Source organism: Aeromonas sp. FDAARGOS 1408 (assembly GCF_019048665.1).
Lineage (GTDB): Bacteria > Pseudomonadota > Gammaproteobacteria > Enterobacterales > Aeromonadaceae > Aeromonas > Aeromonas dhakensis.
In genome coordinates this window covers 382,903-401,570 of the sequence record NZ_CP077394.1, presented here as the reverse complement: position 1 = coordinate 401,570, position 18,668 = coordinate 382,903, and the positions used below count along the sequence as shown (strand labels likewise).

14 protein-coding genes and 1 riboswitch are annotated in these 18,668 nt (G+C 64.6%); of the genes, 7 read left to right on the top strand and 7 right to left on the bottom strand.

Going from position 1 to position 18,668, the window contains the following annotated elements; genetic code table 11:
- The first annotated feature begins 2 nt into the window (after nucleotides 1-2).
- The gene (locus tag I6L38_RS02095; RefSeq protein WP_010634905.1) at nucleotides 3-872 is read left to right on the top strand and encodes a phosphoribulokinase; all 870 of its coding nucleotides are present in this window, start codon (nucleotides 3-5) and stop codon (nucleotides 870-872) included.
- A gap of 15 nt (nucleotides 873-887) precedes the next feature.
- Nucleotides 888-1,421 carry a DUF4136 domain-containing protein gene (locus tag I6L38_RS02090; protein WP_010634906.1) on the top strand — a complete coding sequence of 178 codons (534 nt, stop codon included), beginning with the start codon at nucleotides 888-890 and terminating at the stop codon, nucleotides 1,419-1,421.
- Nucleotides 1,422-1,483: 62 nt separating this feature from the next.
- On the opposite strand, the gene I6L38_RS02085 is transcribed toward I6L38_RS02090, so the two are convergent.
- On the bottom strand, nucleotides 1,484-1,780 hold the full coding sequence (locus I6L38_RS02085) for an MliC family protein (protein WP_017763891.1): 297 nt from the start codon (nucleotides 1,778-1,780) through the stop codon (nucleotides 1,484-1,486).
- A 49-nt stretch (nucleotides 1,781-1,829) separates the two neighbouring features.
- The gene (locus I6L38_RS02080; RefSeq protein WP_005304045.1) at nucleotides 1,830-2,234 is read right to left on the bottom strand and encodes an OsmC family protein; all 405 of its coding nucleotides are present in this window, start codon (nucleotides 2,232-2,234) and stop codon (nucleotides 1,830-1,832) included.
- Between the two features lie 311 nt (nucleotides 2,235-2,545).
- On the opposite strand from I6L38_RS02080, the gene crp reads away from it, so the two are divergent.
- On the top strand, nucleotides 2,546-3,184 hold the full coding sequence (gene crp / locus I6L38_RS02075) for a cAMP-activated global transcriptional regulator CRP (RefSeq protein WP_005304048.1): 639 nt from the start codon (nucleotides 2,546-2,548) through the stop codon (nucleotides 3,182-3,184).
- Nucleotides 3,185-3,309: 125 nt separating this feature from the next.
- Complete coding sequence (locus I6L38_RS02070) at nucleotides 3,310-4,110, top strand: putative RNA methyltransferase (protein WP_005304051.1); 801 nt, start codon at nucleotides 3,310-3,312, stop codon at nucleotides 4,108-4,110.
- A gap of 59 nt (nucleotides 4,111-4,169) precedes the next feature.
- Here I6L38_RS02070 and I6L38_RS02065 read toward each other — a convergent pair whose 3' ends face one another.
- The 4 genes from I6L38_RS02065 to I6L38_RS02050 all read right to left on the bottom strand — a co-directional run bounded on the left by I6L38_RS02065 (nucleotide 4,170) and on the right by I6L38_RS02050 (nucleotide 15,097).
- A complete protein-coding gene (locus I6L38_RS02065; protein WP_302055692.1) occupies nucleotides 4,170-6,092 on the bottom strand; it encodes a glycoside hydrolase family 19 protein in 1,923 nt (640 codons plus the stop codon).
- A 75-nt stretch (nucleotides 6,093-6,167) separates the two neighbouring features.
- Nucleotides 6,168-8,546, bottom strand: a complete 2,379-nt coding sequence (locus I6L38_RS02060) for a M66 family metalloprotease (RefSeq protein WP_216989105.1) — start codon at nucleotides 8,544-8,546, stop codon at nucleotides 6,168-6,170.
- Nucleotides 8,547-8,614: 68 nt separating this feature from the next.
- Nucleotides 8,615-11,224 (bottom strand): glycosyl hydrolase family 18 protein, encoded by a 2,610-nt coding sequence (locus I6L38_RS02055; RefSeq protein ID WP_216989104.1) that lies wholly within the window; start codon nucleotides 11,222-11,224, stop codon nucleotides 8,615-8,617.
- Nucleotides 11,225-11,334: 110 nt separating this feature from the next.
- A riboswitch (cyclic di-GMP riboswitch) is annotated at nucleotides 11,335-11,422 on the bottom strand.
- Nucleotides 11,423-11,596: 174 nt separating this feature from the next.
- Nucleotides 11,597-15,097, bottom strand: coding sequence for a PAS domain-containing hybrid sensor histidine kinase/response regulator (locus I6L38_RS02050; protein WP_216989103.1), 3,501 nt, complete (start codon nucleotides 15,095-15,097; stop codon nucleotides 11,597-11,599).
- A 219-nt stretch (nucleotides 15,098-15,316) separates the two neighbouring features.
- On the opposite strand from I6L38_RS02050, the gene I6L38_RS02045 reads away from it, so the two are divergent.
- From I6L38_RS02045 to I6L38_RS02035, 3 genes are read left to right on the top strand one after another with little or no spacing between them, the layout of a single operon-like run.
- On the top strand, nucleotides 15,317-15,928 hold the full coding sequence (locus I6L38_RS02045; RefSeq protein ID WP_017787709.1) for a DUF2975 domain-containing protein: 612 nt from the start codon (nucleotides 15,317-15,319) through the stop codon (nucleotides 15,926-15,928).
- Nucleotides 15,929-15,935: 7 nt separating this feature from the next.
- On the top strand, nucleotides 15,936-16,145 hold the full coding sequence (locus I6L38_RS02040; protein WP_005304071.1) for a helix-turn-helix transcriptional regulator: 210 nt from the start codon (nucleotides 15,936-15,938) through the stop codon (nucleotides 16,143-16,145).
- A 6-nt stretch (nucleotides 16,146-16,151) separates the two neighbouring features.
- Nucleotides 16,152-17,360 (top strand): hypothetical protein, encoded by a 1,209-nt coding sequence (locus I6L38_RS02035; protein WP_216989102.1) that lies wholly within the window; start codon nucleotides 16,152-16,154, stop codon nucleotides 17,358-17,360.
- A 74-nt stretch (nucleotides 17,361-17,434) separates the two neighbouring features.
- Here I6L38_RS02035 and I6L38_RS02030 read toward each other — a convergent pair whose 3' ends face one another.
- The gene (locus I6L38_RS02030) at nucleotides 17,435-18,589 is read right to left on the bottom strand and encodes a 3-phenylpropionate MFS transporter (protein ID WP_216989101.1); all 1,155 of its coding nucleotides are present in this window, start codon (nucleotides 18,587-18,589) and stop codon (nucleotides 17,435-17,437) included.
- Nucleotides 18,590-18,668 lie beyond the last annotated feature (79 nt).

Here is an 18,668-nt window from a genome sequence, read left to right as displayed (position 1 = left end):
CTATGTCGGCCAAGCATCCCATCATTGCGGTTACCGGTTCGTCCGGTGCCGGCACCTCCACCTCCACCATCGCCTTTCGCTCCATGTTTCATCAGCTCGGTTATCAGGCGGCCGTGGTGGAAGGGGACAGTTTTCACCGCTACACCCGCCCGGAAATGGACGTGGCGATCCGCAAGGCGCGCGAACAGGGGCGCCACATCAGCTATTTCGGCCCCGAGGCGAACGACTTCGGCCTGCTGGAGAGCTTCTTCCAGGAGTACGGCCAGAACGGTAGCGGCCAGTATCGGCGCTACCTGCACAGCTTCGACGAGGCGGTGCCCTTCAACCAGATGCCAGGCACCTTCACCCCCTGGCAGAACCTGCCGAACGACACCGACCTGCTGTTCTATGAGGGGCTGCACGGCGGCGTGGTCACCGAGGATCACAACGTGGCCCGCCACGTGGACTTTCTCATCGGGGTGGTGCCCATCGTCAACCTGGAGTGGATCCAGAAGCTCATTCGCGACACCTCGGAGCGCGGCCATTCCCGCGAAGCGGTCACCGACTCCATCGTCCGCTCCATGGACGACTACATCAACTTCATCACCCCCCAGTTCTCCCGCACCCACATCAACTTCCAGCGGGTGCCGACGGTGGACACCTCCAACCCCTTCAGCGCCAAGGTGATCCCGAGTCTGGACGAGAGTATGCTGGTGATACGGTTTCGCGGCATCAAGCAGGTGGACTTCCCTTACCTGTTGTCGATGATCGACGGGTCCTTCATGTCGCGGATGAACACCATAGTGGTGCCGGGCGGCAAGATGGGCTTCGCAATGGAGCTGATCCTGCGCCCGCTGATCCAGCAACTGCTCGAAACCGGCAAGATCACCTGAGCCAAGGAGCTGACGATGCGGTTAGCATTTATCTCTGTGGGATTGGCCGCCCTGCTGGGCGGCTGCAGCAGCGGCCCCGCTGCACCGACCCTGGAGGCGGGCACCATGGTGGTGCGCCCGGCGGCCAGCTGGCCGTTCGGGGCGACGCCGCGCTATGCGCTGGCCGAGCAGTTCCAGTATGCCGGCGACAGCGCCGAAGGCTGGCTGGAGCCGGTTCAGCAGGCGGTCAACCAGGCGCTGGGCAGCAAGGGGTGGCAGAGCGTGCCCCTCGACGAGGCCGACCTCTGGGTCGCCATCGGGGTGGCCGGCAGCAAGGATCTGAGCGATGGCGAGATCTTCGCCCGCCTCGGCATGACGCCCGGGCTGCAGGCCAAGGCCGATGCCCGCAAGGGGACCCTGGCCATCGTGCTGCTCGACCGGCGTACCCAGCAGGCGGTGTGGAGCAGCGCCATCTCCCTGGCCAGCGACGTGGCCATCGCCGAAGGGGATCGCCAGCAGCTGAGCCGGCAGCTGGCCGCCAAGATGCTCGACTCCCTGCCCACCCGCTGATCCCTTCCTTTGAATGCAAAACGGCCTGCATCAAGCAGGCCGTTGCGATCACACCATGACAGTCACTTGCGCTGGCAAGTCAGCAGGGTTACCCCTTTCTGGCTGAGGATGGCCTGCTTCTCCTGGTTCCAGAAGGTGGTGACACCGTCGGAATACTTGGCACCGGACTCCGCCTCGACCCGGCCCAGCTTGTGGTAGACGCCGGCATAGGGGAACTGCACCATGTCGGCCTGGGCGTCATAGGTCACGGCCAGCATCTCTTCACCACACTGGTACTGGCTGAACTGGTATTGGGTCGGCTGCGGCATGCTGCAGGCCGCCAGTCCCAGCAGGGGGAGCAACACTATCATTTTTTTCATTGCACTTTCCTTATGTCATGGCGTTATTCGATCGGAATAATCACGGCTATCAGGCTTCAACAATTTGATAACTATGGGTAATTTCTACCGCTTTTTCCAACATCAGGGAAACTGAACAATATTTTTCCATCGACAGATCCACCGCGCGGGCCACCTGTTTCTCGGCCAGCCCCTTGCCGGTCACCACGAAGTTGAGGTGGATCTTCTCGAACACCCGCGGTACCGAGTCAGCCCGCTCTCCGGCCAGCTCCACATGACAGGCGGTCACGGATTGACGCGCCTTCTCCAGAATGGAGACCACATCAATTGAGCTGCAACCACCCACCGCCAGCAGGATCATCTCCATCGGGCTGGCACCCTCGCCGGGGTTGGCGCCGTCCAGGATCACCTGGTGACCGGACTCACTCTCGCCCACAAACTTCATGCCTTCCACCCAGCTGACCTTGGCTTTCATTTCACTTTTCCTCTTGATGACGACAGATCTGACCGACATAGCATACCCCAGACGGCGCGACAGCGGCACATATCCGCCATTTTCACGAACTTCCGGGCTAACTAGATCAAAATCAACATCTGATGCCCCCAGCTTCCTTACAATGGCGAACGGAGCGCAGCAGGGGTTGCAAGGGGAGCTGGCAAAAGCCCTCAAAGCCTTGTCAGCACAGACAAAGGCTCTTATCCTACTGCGACTAATACAAGGAATGGCAAGGTTGGCAGCTTGCCCGGACGCACGAGTCCATAAAAAGACACTACAGAGGAATTCTCATGGTCATTGGCAAACCGCAAAGCGATCCCACCCTGGAATGGTTCTTGTCGCACTGCCACATTCATAAGTATCCCGCCAAGAGCACCCTGATCCACGCGGGTGAGAAGGCGGAAACCCTCTACTACATCGTCAAGGGCACTGTGGCCGTCTTGATCAAGGACGATGAAGGCAAGGAGATGATCCTCTCCTATCTGAACCAGGGCGACTTCCTGGGCGAGATGGGTATGTTCGAGGAGAACGAGAATCCCGAGCGTTCCGCCTGGGTGCGTGCCAAAGGCTCCTGCGAAGTGGCCGAGATCTCCTACAAGAAGTTCCGCCAGCTGATCCAGGTCAACCCGGAAATCCTGATGCGCCTCTCCGGCCAGATGGCCAAGCGGCTGCAGCACACCAGCCAGAAGGTCGGCAACCTCGCCTTCCTGGACGTGACCGGCCGGATCGCCCAGACCCTGCTGAATCTGGCCAAACAGCCGGATGCCATGACCCACCCGGACGGCATGCAGATCAAGATCACCCGTCAGGAGATAGGCCAGATCGTCGGCTGCTCCCGCGAGACCGTCGGCCGGATCCTCAAGATGCTCGAAGAGCAGGAGCTGATCTCCGCCCACGGCAAGACCATAGTGGTGTTTGGCACCCGCTGATCCCCGCTACTGGCGGCCCCGCACTGGGCCGCCGGATAAAAAGGCTGCCACGGCAGCCTTTTCTGATCGCCTCCCCTATAATCCCGAACGCCCCTGCCAGCACGGCTTTCGCCAAGAGAGATCCTATGCACCTTCAATGCCCCATTTGCCGCAGCCCCCTTCAGCTGCATGACGCCTCCAAGGGGCGCTACTGCGCCAACAAGCACCACTTCGATCCCGCCCCGGAAGGCTATCTGGATCTCATCCCCGGCAAGAAGAATCCCAAGGACAGCGACAGCCGCGCCCTGATGCGCGCCAAGCGCCACTTCCTGGAGCAGGGCCACCAGCTGCCGCTGGTCGAGGCGATGGCCAGCCTGCTCGCCCCCCTCGAACCACGCGAGCTGATCCACCTGGGCTGTGGCGAGGGCTACTACTGCCGCGCCCTGGCCGAACGGCTGCCGGGCTGGCAGTTTGCCGGCGTCGACATCGCCAAGAACACCATCTTCGCCGCCAACAAGGCGCAGCCGGAGGGTCAGTTCGTCATCGCCGATCCGGCCCGCGCCCCCATCATGCCGGGCACGGCCCAGCTGCTGCTGGTCAACGATCTCAAGGTCAAGACCGAGCTGCTGGTCAACTGGCTGGCACCGGGCGGCTACCTGCTCTACCTGCAGCCGGGGCCGCGCCATCAGTGGCAGCTGAGGGTTAGCCTCAACCCGGTCAGCATGGAGCACCCGCTGAGCTGGCCGAGCCTGGCCGGCCTCGACCCCATGGGTCAGCTGCGCTGCCAGTTCAGCATGCAGATGGATCAGGGCCTGCGCGAGCACATTCTGGAGACCAGTCGCCTCGGCTGGCGCGCCAGCGGCGAGCAGCGCCACGCCTTCACCCACCAGGGGCCGGACGCGCTGGAGCAGGATCTGCTGCTGAGCCTGTGGCAAAAGCCGCTGTGAGCGCATTCACCCCATGAAAAAAGGCCCTGACGGGCCTTTTTTATTGCGCAGAATCGCCGTTACAGCTTGATCCAGGCATCGCTCCAGGCCGTGCCCTTGCCGGGTTCGTAGGCCCAGGCCGCGCCGGCGCACCAGCCGGTGTAGGGATGGGGCTTGCACTGGTAGTTGTCCCCCAGGTTGCTCACCTTGTCACCGGCTTTGTAAGCGGTGCCCTCCTTGTAAGGCGGGTTGCCATCCGGCGGCGTGGTACCGCCGCTGCCCTTGATCAGGATCTCGTGGGTGGCACTGCGGCTCAGCCCCTTGTCGTCGGTCACCTTGAGCACGAAGCCGTAGCGGGTGTCGCTGGCCGGGGTCGGCGGCAGGGTGGCACTCAGGGTGGACTGGGTCAGATCCGAGGCGCTGGCCCCGGCCGGCAGGGTCCAGGCGTAGCTGAGTGGCTTGCCTTCCGGATCGCTCGAGCCCTGGCCGGAGAGCAGCACGGTGGCGCCGCCCAGCGCCTCGCTCGGGCCGCTGATGCTGGCCACCGGCGGCAGGTTGGTGCCACCGCCGTTGTCCTCGATCACCACCTCGGGGAAGAAGTGCTGCACGCAGCGGCTGTAGTCACGCTCCTTGAAGGCGCTGAAACGGGTCTGGTAGCCCACCAGCTTGCAGGCATAGCTCTTGCCACCATTGGGGTTGCCCGGTACATAGCTCCAGTCGTTCTCCCAGTAGATGGGCAGGGCGCCGGCACCGGCCTCGTCGAACACCTTCATGTTCTTGCAGCCGAGTACCTCGTCGGCGGGCACCGGCACCCCCAGATACTGGGCCTGGGCCTGATAGTAGGTGATCCGGTTCTGGGACTGGGCATGTTCGGCCGCACCGCCACACTCCACCCCGCCGTTGATGATCTGGGTGGTCACCCCGAAGCCCGGTACCAGGCCGTTCTGCCGATCGTGGGCATTGGGCTGCCAGGTGCCGTCGATCACGTGCAGCATGGAGGGCTTGGGCGGCTGCGGATAGACGAAGAAGAAGACGGCGCTGGCCAGGTTGAGCCAGGTGTCCGCCACTTTTTCCGGGTTGTCCAGCAGGGTGCGCACTGTGCCGAACATGGCCTCGGAGAAGGGGCCGTAGTTGTAGTTGTACGACAGCTGCTTGGCACCGCGACCGAAGTAGCTCTTGAACTCGCCGTTGTCGAACTTGCCGCACGGCCACTGCTGACCCTGCCACACCTCGGGATTGCACTCGGCGTTGTAGCCGCCGCGCATCTGCTCGGTCCAGCCCATCTCCCGCACCCACACCAGGCCCTGGCGCCACTCGGGCTCGGGTCGCCAGTTCTCGTGGCCGCCGGTCTCCTGGGCGAAGTGGGCGAACATGGTGGCCAGCGACTTGCGGCAGATGGCCTCGGCGTTGCGCCCGTCGCTGTAGTCGCCACAGAAGGCCGGAAACTTGGCCACCGCCTGCAGGAAGCCGCGATAGGTGTACTCCGGCGCCCGCAGCGGGAACAGGAAGTTGAACTGCGATTCGCTGAGCAGCCCCTCCACCCGTTTGACGTTGGCGGGGTTGAGTGGCAGACCGGGGGCCACCGCCTCGACCACGGTGTTGTCGCGGGTGGCGATGGAGGCTTTGACCGCCGTCATGGCCGGGAAGTCGGTAAGCGCCTGCTCCCTGGCATCCAGCTCGCTCTGGCTCAGATAGACGGGGCTGCCGTCGGCGGTACCGCTGCCGCCCTGCTCAGGCGGAGTGACCCCCTCTCCGCCGGCGGGGGGCGTCACCTCCCCCTCCCCCATCAGCGCCCACGGCGAGTCCCACTCGTTGGCCACCTGCACCCCCGGGCTCTGGCCCGGATTGGCATACCACTTGGCCTCGTAGATCTGGCCGTTGAAGCTGACCTGGCTGCCGCCGGCATAGCCCTGATTGATGTCATAAGGGGTGGCGGCCCACAACTGGCCACTCAGACAGAGCGCGGCCAGCAGGGTGGCCACAGAGGACTTTCTTGTCATCATATTTACCTCTTGCTAGAGAAGGGCGGGGCTTGGCCCCCGCCCGTGGCACCTCGCGTTGCGCGAGGCGAAAAGGGATCAGCGCGTCGCCAGCGGCATGCCGTTGACCGTGTAACCGAGCCCGGCCGGCGCAGACGCAAGCTGGGCCTCGGCCTGTGACTGGTTGCGGCACAGCACGCTGGCGCTGCGCGGCTCGCTCGCGGTCGGCACGTTGACGTGGAACTTGTTCATCACGCTGGCGCTCAGCCTGTGGTTGGCCAGCTTGAAGCGCAGCAGGCCGTCGCGGGTCTCCACCTGCAGCTGGCAGTCGCTGTTGCCAAGCCGCTCGCCGTCATCGCCATAGGCAAAGCCGTAGGCGCCGTGCAGCGCCGGGTAGAGGTAGCTCGGCAGCTGACCCTGCGGGTCGTAGTAGCCGACCAGGGTGGTCACCGGCACGCCGAAGGCGGCAGGCTTGCGATCTACCGCCAGATCCGCCGGCGCCCCCTCGTTCCAGCGGCTGCCGTCGGAGGTGTAGCTCTTCTTGAAGCCGCGCGAGACGGTGATCTGCTGGCCGTTGATGAAGAGGGTGCTGTTGTAGCCGGCATTGTGGTCGATGCTGATGATGCGGCCGCGATTGACCGTCGAGGCGGCCGGCAGCTGGATGTTGCGGGTCCAGTTGCCATCCCACATGGCCACCTTGACCAGATCGTACTCGGCCAGCAGGGCGGCCAGCCTGACCTCACCCAGGTCGCTCACCGGCGCGGTGATCTGCTCGGCGAGAGTGACCCGGTGGCGGTAAGGCTCCATCTTCGCCTGGCTTTCGTTCCACTTGCTGAAGCCGGTAGGTGAGCTGGCGTCGAACACCGCCTTGCTCTCGAGGAAGCGCTGGATAATGGCGGCCGAGTTGGGGGTATAGAGGGTGAAGCGGTTGAAGCCGGAGAGCGGCTCGCCGCCGGCCATGGCGTCGAAGCCGAACTTGCGGCCATCAAACGGGGCCTGGCACTGGCCATCCAGGCAGGCGCTCTGGCCGCTGCGGCTCGCAAAGAAGTTGGGGATGAAGCGGTTCTTGTCGCCATCCCAGCCCCAGGTGGCATTGATCTGGTCGGCGCTGCGGTGCACCGAGCCGGCAAAGCCGCCCACGTAGTGGCCGAGGCCGTAGTTGTGGCCCACCTCGTGGCTGAACTCGTTGCCAAGGGAGGCGTCCAGGGTGACGATGCCGCCCCCGCCGGAGCCGCCATGCACCTGCACCCCGTTGGCGTACTTGCCGCGGCTGTTGTGGGCCGCCAGCTGGGCCACCACGTAGGGGTGGCTGCTCTCCCCCTCCCCGGCGGTGCTGTTGATGCCGTAGTTGGCATTGTCGATGCCAAGGGAGACCAGCTCCTTGCCGATGCGCTGGCGCATGGTGCCGCTGTGCCAGCCCCCCTCGCTCGGATCAAAGTCGGTGAGCAGGGTGCCATCCGGCAGCATCACTTCCGGCAGCGCCAGCGGCGCATACTGGCTGACGACGAGGCGACTGGCGGGAATGGTCTGGAAATACTCCCGCTGGGCCTCTTTATCTTTGGCAAAGGCGAACTGGTCGCGCGGGCTGGTCAGCATGCCGATGTCGATGGTGTGAATGAGCAGCTCCCCCGGCGCCCCCACCTTGAGGTCGGTCAGCTCACCGCTCAGATCCCCCTGGCTCAGGCGCAGGGTGAGGCCGGGCATGATCCACTCGGCCGGCAGCACGGCGCTCCAGGCGTCGCTCGCATAGGTGATGCCGTTGTTTTCCAGCTCGCCATCGCGGATCCACTGGCCGCGCACGAACTTGAACTGCTGGCTCTGGCCGCGGGAGATTGTTACCTGGCGGCCACTGAAGTAGACGGTGGAGTTGTAACCGGCATTGGAGGCGAGGCGCACCATCTTGCCCTCCAGGCTCGCATCGCGGGGCAAGAAGATGTCGCGCACCCAGCGGCCGTCGGCGGTCTGGATGGTGACCAGGGCATGGGGCTGCAGCTTGCCGAGCAGGAAGGCGCCGCTCGGATCGCTCAGCCTGGCCAGCTCGCTGCTGCTGTTGATGACGGTACTGGTGCCGGGGCCCGGGGTGAAGTCGATCCCCTCCTCCGGCGTCCCCTCCAGGTAGTAGGCGGTCTTGGGCAGGCGGGAAGGCGGCTCCAGCGTGAGGCTGCCGAGCAGCTTGCCGGCGCCGTCGCGGGCCTCTAGCGCCAGCGGCGCCTCGTTGCCGGCCTGCAGCGGGCGTACCAGCAGCAGGCTCTTGCGCAGGGCGGTGAGGCGGGGCTGGTTGTCACCCTCCCGCGGGTGGGCGGGCAGGATCTGGCTCTGGGCAAACTGGACCCCGGCCAGCAGCGATCCCTGCAGATCGTTCTGCGGCTGGGTGGTATCAAAGACCAGCGGAGTGGGTGGCTGAACGGCGGCCAGCAGCGGGCCGCTTGCCAGGGCTGCGCCGATCAGGCAGACAAGACGTGTGGTGCATGTGGTCATGGTGGTGCTCTTTTGTTGTTATGGGGGAAAAGGAGGGGCATGCCTGGCATGCCCCTGTGGATGGTGAATTACTTGCAGCTAGCGGCGCCGATGTCCTGCCAGACGTCGTGCTTGCCTGGCTCGTTGCCGCGGGTCCAGTACTGGGCCTTCCACTGGCGACCGTTGTGGGTGGTCACGTCACCGGCGTTGTAGGCGACATTGGCATCCCAACCCAGCTGCACCTGGCTTATCAGCTTCCACTGATCGGCGCTGCGGCTCGGCTCATTGCCCTGGGTCCAGTATTTGGCCTGCCATACCAGCTGGTTGTGGCTCACCTTCTCGCCACCGTTGTAGGTGGTCGCGGCCTTCCAGGCCGGCCAGTTGGCGGCATCCGGATCGGTGGCGTTGCAGTCGCCGCCACCGCTGACCGGGGTCACGGTGAGGCGGGTAGCGGCCTGGGCATCCAGTGCGCCATCGGTCACGGTGACGGTGAGGTCATAGCCGGTCTCCACGGTTACGCTGGGGCCGGTCACCACCAGGGTCTTGCTGTTCTGACCGCTGGCGGTGAGCCCGGCCGGCACGCTCCACTGATAGCTCAGGGTGTCGCCGTTGGGATCGCTGGCGTTGGCGGTGATGCTCACCTGCTTGCCGGCCTGCACCGAGACCTTGTCCTGCACGGTAACGACCGGCGGCAGGTTCGGTTGCGGCGCCTTGTTGGTCACCACTACCTGATCCTTGGCGCTGAGGTTGTGGTCATCGGTCACGGTCAGCTCGAACACCAGATTGACGTCCTGGCTCACTGCATCGACGGCTACCTTGGCCTTGGCCTGGGTGGCGTCGCTCAGGGTCGCCTTGGGACCGGAGATCTGGGCCCAACTGTAGCTCAGTACCGCCCCTTCCGGATCGCGGGAGGAGGAACCGTCCAGCACCAGCTCGGCCGGCCCGGTCACCGCGAGATCGCTGCCGGCATTGGCCACCGGCGGCTTGTTGACCGGCGGTGTGCTATCACCGTGGCCCAGCCCCTCGTGCATGGCGTTGAGAATGTCGCCGTTGTCGGCGTCGATTTCCCAGGCGAACATGCCGCCAAGCTGGTTGGCCAGCACGTACTGCCCCTTGGCCTTGACCGAGCGCTCGTCATCGAAGGTGATGAGCTCGCCGGTGGCAGCCTTGAACACGGACGGTGCCTCGGCCACTTCGTCATAGCTGTACTGCCAGTCACCGGCCATCTTGCCCTTGGCGATGCCACGGTAGTCGATAACCCCCTTCTCCCAGATCCCTTCCGCTTCGGTGCCCGCAATCGGGCCGGAGGCGGTGCCGGTGAAGGGGTTGTTGCCCTGATACCCGCTGACGCCAGTCCAGCCGCGGCCATACATGGCGGCCCCCACCACCACCTTGCCGGGCTCGACGCCCTGACCCAGCAGCGCCTTGACCCCCTTGTCGGTGGTGTACTTGGTGTTGGGATCCCAGCTCGACTCGTAGAGCGCGGTCTGGTGACCCAGCCCGGTGTTGGTCCAGGCGCCGTTGAAGTCGTAGCTCATCAGGAAGATGTGATTCATGTATTGCTGGGCGGCGCGATAGTCCACCTTGGCAATCTTGTCGCCGCCGGCACTGATGGCGGAGGTGAGCTCATAGGTGCGCCCCGTCTCTGCGCTCAGCTCGTCGAGCATGGCGCGCAGCTCCTTCATCAGCAGCACGTAGGTTTCGCCATCGGAGGGGCTGCCGAGGTTGGGGTTGGCCCCGAGGCCACCCGGGAATTCCCAGTCGATGTCCACCCCGTCGAAGAATTTCCAGGTCTGCAGGAACTCCTTCACCGACCCGACGAAGGTGTCGCGCTTGGCCTTGTCACCGAAGAAGAAGAAGGGGTCCGATAGGGTCCAGCCACCGATGGAGGGGAGGATCTTCAGGTCCGGATAGGCCTTCTTGAGCGCCATCAGGTTGCCGAAGTTGCCCTTGTAGGGTTCATCATAGGCGGTGAGGTTGCCCTGCCCCATCTGGATGGCGGCCCAGGGATCGTGGATGGAGACCTTGAAGTCCTCGCGTCCGGCACAGGAGCGCTGCAGCGCCTCGAAGCTGCCGGAGATCTCTTTGAGGCTGTCGTTGATGCCGTTGCCACCGCAGATCGGGGTGAAGCCATAGAGGATGTGGGTCAGGTTCTGGGCCGGGATCTTGTCCACGGTGAACTTGCGACCATAGACCCCCCACTCCACGTAGTAGGCCCCCATCACCTTGCCGGTCTTGTTGACGTAGGGCTTGTTGTTCTCCTTGAGCGGCGCCTTGAGCGGCAGCAGGTGGCTGCCGTCGGTGTCGGCCACCAGGATCTCTTTCTTGTCTGAGAGGGTGCAGCCGTCGGCGTTGCACAGCGCCACCTGCATCTGGTAGCGGCCCCCCTTGGTGACCTTGAAGTTGGCGGTGCCGGAGGCGGACGCGGCACCGGACCACACCTCCTTGCCGTCGAGCAGTACCTTGGCGGTCTGGCCGACATCACCGGACCAGAGGTTCCAGCTCACGCTGACCGGGGCACCATCCTTGTGAACCGTCACCAGCTTGTTGTAGGAGGTGGCGGCCTGGTCCACTTCGACGATGGCGAACTTGGTTTCGCCCCAGCCGATGGTGGGTTTGCCGGGGGCGGCAGCGAAGGCGGAGGAGGCGCAGAGCCCCCCGACGATCAGTGCCAGTACGGAGGGTTTTGGACTTAACATAGTTGAATATCCTTATTTCGTTCTTGGAATAGATAACGAAAAAGGCAACGCAACCTGACAGGTAACGCAGACAACATCGCACCATGGCTTGGCCCATGGACGAAACAACCTGTGGTGGCCCCGCTATCCTAGGTACCGCTGACCCTTAGACCGGAAGCTTTGCGTCCCGGACTTTCGTCCGGTTTGCCTTTTGCACAACTTGATTTGCGATAAAAATAATCGCGACCTGACTATAAGGGAGTCAAAGGAGAGAGGGCAAACCCCTGATTGATTATTAATAAGTCACTTTTTACCGATTTTGAGCCTCAAACGAGAAGAAAAGGCACATTTCCGGGTCGGAAAGTGCCGATCTTGCCACTTGGGGGCCGCCGATTAAAAATCGGACGAATTCCCGGATTCGTGATCACCATCAAGTTTGGCCGGCCGCAAGATGCTGTTCATCAGCGCCCGCAGCTTGAGAGGTTTGACCGGTTTGCTGATGTAGCCGTAGCCGTGTTCCCGGATCTGTGCCTGCAGCTCGCTCTTGCGATCCGCGCTGATGATGATGCCGCCGATGTGGTTGCCGTGAGCGAGGCGCAGCATGTGCAGCGCCTGCAATCCGGTCTTGCCGTCATCCAGATGGTAATCGGAGAGCACCAGCTGCGGCAGGAAGCCGCCGGCGATGAGATCCTCCGCCTGGGCCTGGCTCTGGGCGCACACCACCTCGCAGCCCCAGCGCCCCAGCAGTGACTGCATAGCGATCAGGATATCGCTCTCGTTGTCGATGCAGAGCACCCGGATCCCCTCCAGCTGGCTGTCGCGCTGGGCAGGGGCCGCCACCTGCGTCGTTGCGACAGGACGGGTCGCCAGGTTGAGGGTGACGGCAAACACCGAGCCCGCCCCCGGCCAGCTGCGCAGGGTCAGGTTGTGGCCGAGCACCAGGGCGATGCCGCGAGCGATGGCAAGGCCGAGCCCCAGCCCCTGCTCCCGTGCGGTGCGGGAGTGATCGAGGCGGGAGAACTCGTCGAAGATCGCCTCCTGCTTGTCGGCCGGAATGCCGGGGCCGTTGTCCCACACCTCGATGCGCACCTTGTCGCCGAGCCGGCGACAGCCGAGCAGCACCCGGCCGCCCGGGTTGTAGCGAAAGGCGTTGGTGAGGAAGTTTTGCAGCACCCGCCGCAGCAGGCGCACGTCGCTGTAGACCGCGAGGCTGCTCTCCACCACCGAGAACTGGATCTCCCCCGCCTGGGCCAGCACCCCGAACTCCGCCTTGAGGTTGTCGAACACGTCGCGCAGGGCGAAATCCAGCTTCTTGGCCTTGAACTTGCCCGCCTCGAGCCGCGAGATGTCGAGCAGATCGGTGATGAGATCCTCGGTCGCCCCCAGCGCATCGTCGATGTGGCGGGCGATGCGGGCCGGCTCGTCCGCCGGCGGCAGCATCTCCAGCAGGGAGGAGGTGAACAGCTTGGCGGCGTTGAGGGGCTGGGTCAGATCGTGGCTCACCGCCGCCAGGAAGCGGCTCTTGGATTGGTTGGCTCGCTCCACCTGCTGGTTCACCAGCAGCAGCTGACGGTTGAGCTCGGAGAGCTCGTGGGTGCGCTCGGCCACCCGCGCCTCCAGGTGTTCGTTGGCCTCGCGCAGCACCCGCTCGGCGTCGCGAAACGGGGTGATGTCGGTGAAGGTCATCACGAAGCCGCCCGCCGGCATGGGGTTGCCCTGCATCTCGATCACCCGGCCATCGGGGCGCTCGCGGGCCGAGATGTGCTGGCTGCCCCGCTGCATGAAGGCGACCCGCCGCGCCACCTGTGCCTCCACATCGCCGGAGCCGCACAGCCCCTGCTGGGCGTTGTAACGGATGATCTCCTCGATGGGGCGGCCCACCTGGATGAGGCCGGGGGGATAGTGGAACAGCTCGATGTAGCGCCGGTTCCAGGCCACCAGCTTGAGCTCCCGGTCCACCACCGAGATCCCCTGCCCCATGTGTTCGATGGCTCCCTGCAGCAGGCCGCGGTTGAAGCGAAATACGTCGGAGGCCTCGTCCACTATGGTGGCGATCTCTTCCAGCTGCATGTTGCGCCCCTGCAGGGCCGAGGCCAGCACCAGCCGCGCGGACGAGGTGCCGAACACCCCGGCCAGCAGCCGCTCGGTGTGGGCGATGAGCTCGGCGGAGGCCTGCATCTGGGGCGCCAGGGTGCCGCCCCGCTCGCCGGCGAAGCGGCCGAAGGCGCGCTTGACCCGGCTCGAGCCGACGAAGCGGGCCGCCAGCATCTCCAGCTCCTTGACCGAGACCCGCGCCTGATAGAGCGCCGTGGTGTCGCGGCTCGGCTTGCCGACGAAGTTGGCCGCCTGCAGCCGCTCGCTCACCGCCGGACGGGAGAGCAGGGAGCCCGCCACATAGCCGGCAAGGTTGAGCAACAGGCTCAGGAAGATGCACCAGGCCCCCAGGCTCAGGTCGCGCACCGCGGGCCAGTCGGGCGGCGCCAGCAGGGTCGCCAGCGGCGAGCCGGCCAGCAGGCCGCTCTCCGCCAGCAGGGTGGCGAACCAGAGGCTCACCCCGAGGGCGAGGCCGAGATAGACCCCCTTGCGGTTGCCGTGCCGCCAGTAGAGGCCGAGCAGCAGGGCCGGCGCGAACTGGGCCACCGCACCGAACGACAGGTAGCCGATGCGCGAGAGGCTGGTGAGATCCCCGAGCCAGAGGTAGAGCCCCCAGGCCGCCAGCAGGATCAGCAGGATGGCGCCGCGGCGCACCTGCAGCAGCAGGCGCACCAGCCGCTCGTCCCGCCCCTGCTGCCAGAAGCGGCGCAGCAGCACCGGCAGCACCAGATCGTTGCTGACCATGATGGCCAGCGCTATGGTGCAGACGATCACCATGCCGGTGGCCGCCGAGGTGCCGCCGAGAAACGCCAGCAGCGCCATGCCGTCGAACCCGAGCGACATGGGGAGGCTGATCACATAGGTATCCGAGGCCATGCCGGCCCCCACCCACTGCTTGCCCGCCAGCGCCAGCGGCCAGATGAAGAGCCCCATCATGAACAGGTAGAGCGGGAACAACCAGCGCGCCCAGTGCAGATCCTGGCCCTGGTTGTTCTCCACCACGGTCACGTGAAACTGGCGCGGCAGGCAGATGACGGCGCACATGGCCACCAGGGTGTAGATGGCGAGCTCCAGCAGGCTGCCCGGCGTCACCGCCACCACCGCATCGAGAAAATCGCTGGCCACCAGGGTGCGGGCCTGGCTCGGCTTGCTGAGGATGAGCCAGAGCGCGAAGCTCCCCACCGCCATGAAGGCGAGCAGCTTGACCACGGACTCGAAGGCGATGGCCACCACCATGCCGCGGTGGTGCTCGGTGGCATCCAGGTGGCGGGTGCCGAACAGTATGCTGAACAGGGCCAGCAGCAGGGCCACCCCGAGGGCCAGCCCGGCGGTATTGCCGGTGGGGCCGGCGGGCACAGGGTTGGCCATCAGCAGATCCAGCCCGGTGACGATGGCTTTGAGCTGCAGCACCAGGTACGGAAGTATGCCCATGATGGCGATCAGCGCGATCACCATGGCCAGGCGCTGGGACTTGCCGTAACGGGCGGCGATGAAGTCGGCGATGGAGGTGATGTGTTCGCGCTTGGCCACCAGGATGAGGCGGGCCAGCAGTCGCCAGCCGAACAGGAACACCAGCATGGGCCCCAGGTAGATGGGCACCGGCGACCAAGGCGACTCGCTGGCCTGGCCCACTGTGCCGAAGAAGGTCCAAGAGGTGCAGTAGACCGCCAGCGACAGGCTGTAGAGCAGGGGCTGGCCCTGCAGGCGACGCCGTTTGTTCTTGTCCGCCACGTAGGCGATCAGAAACAGCAGCCCCAGGTAGGAGAGCGACAATCCGATCAGCAACCATCCCTGGTGCATCTGTAACCTCTTGTCCGTGTTGAAGATTCAAGCGCAGCAGCAGCCAGTCTAGAGAGCTGCCCGGAAAATGTCATCTCCTTATTGCGGCGAGAATTTATCGTTTTTCAATAAAAAACGGTTGAATAAATATCGAAAAACGATAAACATCTGTCTGTGTTTATTGATAAACGATAACTCGGCGCTACGCGTGGCCCACCCTTTCACTCAAAGAGGTAAGCGATGAAACACAACAAGCTCGAACGCATGAGCAGCCTGATCGAATGGATCCTGTTGGCTACTCTGCTGGCCACCCCCGTCCTGACGGTCATGGGGGTCTGGTCACACCTGATCGGCGGCAGCGACTACCTGCAGCAGGAACTGCAAGAAGCGCTGAATGTGGAAGATAGTTCGGTGCTCGGCAAGGTGCCCCTGACCACGGAGTCGCTCCCGCAGGCCAGCACCCAGCCCGCCGTTGCCGACTATCCCCTCACTTTGGGAACCCGCCTGCTGGGCACCCTGGTGATGCTGCTGCCGGATCTGGTGTTCATGCTGATGCTGTGGCAGCTGCTCCAGCTGTTTCGCGGCTACCGGCAGGCCATGCTGTTCACCTTCAGCCAGATCCGTCGCTACCAGTGGATCGGCCTGCTGCTCTGCGTCAGCTTCGTCACCAAGATAGGCACGACGCCGCTGCTGGACATAGTGCTCACCCTGCCGGGACCCGAGCTGCACGGCAAGATCAACATCAGCTCGTCGGACTTCCAGCTGCTGCTGGCCGGGCTGATCGTCTCGGCACTGGCCCTGGTGATGCGCGAGGCCAAACTGCTGGCCGATGAACAACAACTGACGGTGTGAGGATCCCATGCCCATCATCATCCGACTCGATGCCCTGCTGGCCGAACGCAAGATGACCGCCCGCGAGCTGGCCCTGCGGGTCAACATCACAGAGGCCAACCTCTCCATCCTGAAAAACGGCCATGCCAAGGCGGTTCGCTTCTCCACCCTGGAGGCGATCTGCCGCGAACTGGGCTGCCAGCCCGGGGATCTGCTGGCCTTCGAGGAGGAGCGTTGATCCCCTATGAGTCGCCATCTCACCCTGTGTGCCCTCTGGTTGCTGCCGCTGTGGGCCTGCGCCGCCGATGGCACCCGCGGCCCTCGCTACCTTGTCGAGCAGGGCAGCCGTGTCAATGAGTTGCAGATACGCCTCACGATGCAGGGCAATCCCCCTTTTACCCTGCTCCCCGCTCGTCAGTTGCCGGGCAGTTCCGCACCGGTTTCACCCAAGCTGGTCTGTCTTGCAGACAACCAGCCGGTGGCCCTCAACCAACCCTTCTCCTGCCAAGAGGTCGGCTGGCAGGTAACCCTCACTCCGGCGCCAGCCCTGGGGGCCGATGCCTCGGCCCAGGCGTCGCTGCTGTTTGCCCCCAATCGGTGGCTATTGACCGAATGGGCCAATCTGGTGCGCCAGCAAGGGAGTCGCCAAGGGGACGTCTGTCTGCCGGATGGCAGTTGCCAGCCGCTGCCGGACCTCAACCAGCCGCCGCTGATCCTGCCATTTGGTCTGGCCACAGTGCCGGTCACCGAACGGGATCCCAGGCTGCTGCTGAGCCATGACGAGACGGCCAATCAGCTCGATCTGCCGGCCCTGCAGCAACAACTGAACGAGATCATCGACTATCTGGCCTTCCAGCTCGATGTCACCCCGCCCACTCAGCCGTGGCGGCTGGTGTGGCTGGGACGGGATGTGGCGACCCGCTCCCTCGGCGGCGCCGCCGGGGATCAGGTGTTTGTCGCCAACTACCCCACCAGGGATGGCAAGCCGACGCCACAGGCGCCACTGCGTCTGCTGCGCACCTCCGCCCACGAGGCGGTGCACATCCTCAGCACCACGCCACAGCCCACCTGGGCCAACGAGAGCGTTGCCGAGTACCTTGCCATCAAGGCGCTGCGCCGCTTTCGGCTGCATCAGGTCACGGCAGTCAACGAGCTGGCCGAACGGGGCAAGCAGTTGCCCCATGGCGAGAGCGGCCTCTATCGGGCGGCCCGCGAGGTGATGGCAGGGGATCGCTCCTACTACCCGCTCTTTTACGTCAAGGGGAGCGCCTTCTGGGAAACCCTGGACAGGGAGCTGCAGCACAATGACGCCACCCTCGCCCGGCTGCTGCCCCAGCTGGGCTGGCTGCCGGATGGTCGCTTTGATACCGCATCCAATGAGCTGCTTGCTGGCACCATAGGCTCGGATACCTGGCGCCGCCTGAGCCGCCACTATCTTGGCGAAGCGCGGTAACGCCGCACGCCGCAACGAAAAAGGGAGAGCCATGGCTCTCCCTTTTGCTGCGTGATGATTCAGACGGATCGGTATCAGACCGGAACATGCCCCTGCCCAGACGGCGCAGCTGGGCGCAGGCGCAGCACGAACACCGGCAGCACCACCAGCACCATCAGGAAGAAGATACTGCCCCCCAGCGGTTCGTAGAGCAGACCGCACAGGGTCATCAGGGCGGCCACCGTCATGCCGAGCCCCAGCGCCGCATAGAGCGCCTGGGTCGGGATCAGCTGCTCGGCCGGCAGCTGGCGGGTCATGAAGCGCACGGCGCCGAGGTGGCTGACGCAGAAGGTGACCGCATGCAGCAGCTGGCCCGCCACCAACACCAGGATCTCGGTGGAGGCTCCAAGCAGGATCCAGCGCACCACGCAGCCCAGCGCCCCCACCAGGAACAGGGTCTGGGCGCCGAAGCGGTTGAGGAAGCGCTTGTCGGCGGCGAACATGCCGATCTCCGCCACCACCCCCAGCGCCCACAGATAGCCGATGGTGGTGCCGCTGTAGCCCGCCGCCTTCCAGTGAATGGCACTGAAGCCGTAGTAGGCGGCGTGACTGCCCTGCAGCAGGGCCGAGATCAGCAGGAAGCGGCGCACCTGGGGAGACTTGAGGGTATCGAGCAGGGAGGCCTTGGCCCGCTCGCCCTGAATGTCCCGCGGCACCGGGTGCAGCGGCAACCAGCTGAGCAGCAGCATCAACAGCAGCCCGGCCACCATGGTGTGCAGCACCCATTCGCTGCCAAAATTCCCCACCAGGGCCCCCACCAGGGTCGAGGCAACGATGAAGGCAAAGGAGCCGCACAGGCGCACCTTGCCGTAGTCGAGGTGCGCCTGCACCACCATGCGGGTGGCCAGCGCCTCCCCCACCGGCATCAGGGTCGGGTAGATGAAGTTCGCCACCAGGGTCAGTCCCACCAGCCACCAGAGGTTGTGGCTGAGATAAAAGCCGAGGAAGGCCAGCAGGCTGAGCAGGCTGAGCAGGCGGGTGACCGGCAGCAGATGCCCCGCCCCCTTGATCTGCCCCATCACCATCAGGTTGCCGGCAAAGCGGATCGCCATGCCGGCACCGAGCAGCAGGCCTATCATCTCCGCGCTCACCCCGATCCCCTCCAGCCAGAGCGACCAGAACGGCAGATAGGCACCATAGACGAAGTAGAAAGCACCAAAAAACAGGGCTAACCAGGAGAAGGCGGGCATAGATCCTCGGCAAGGGGGAAGATGGGGCACAAATGATAACCGATTTGCCGGTGGGGATCCTGCGATCCCGGGTGGGAAG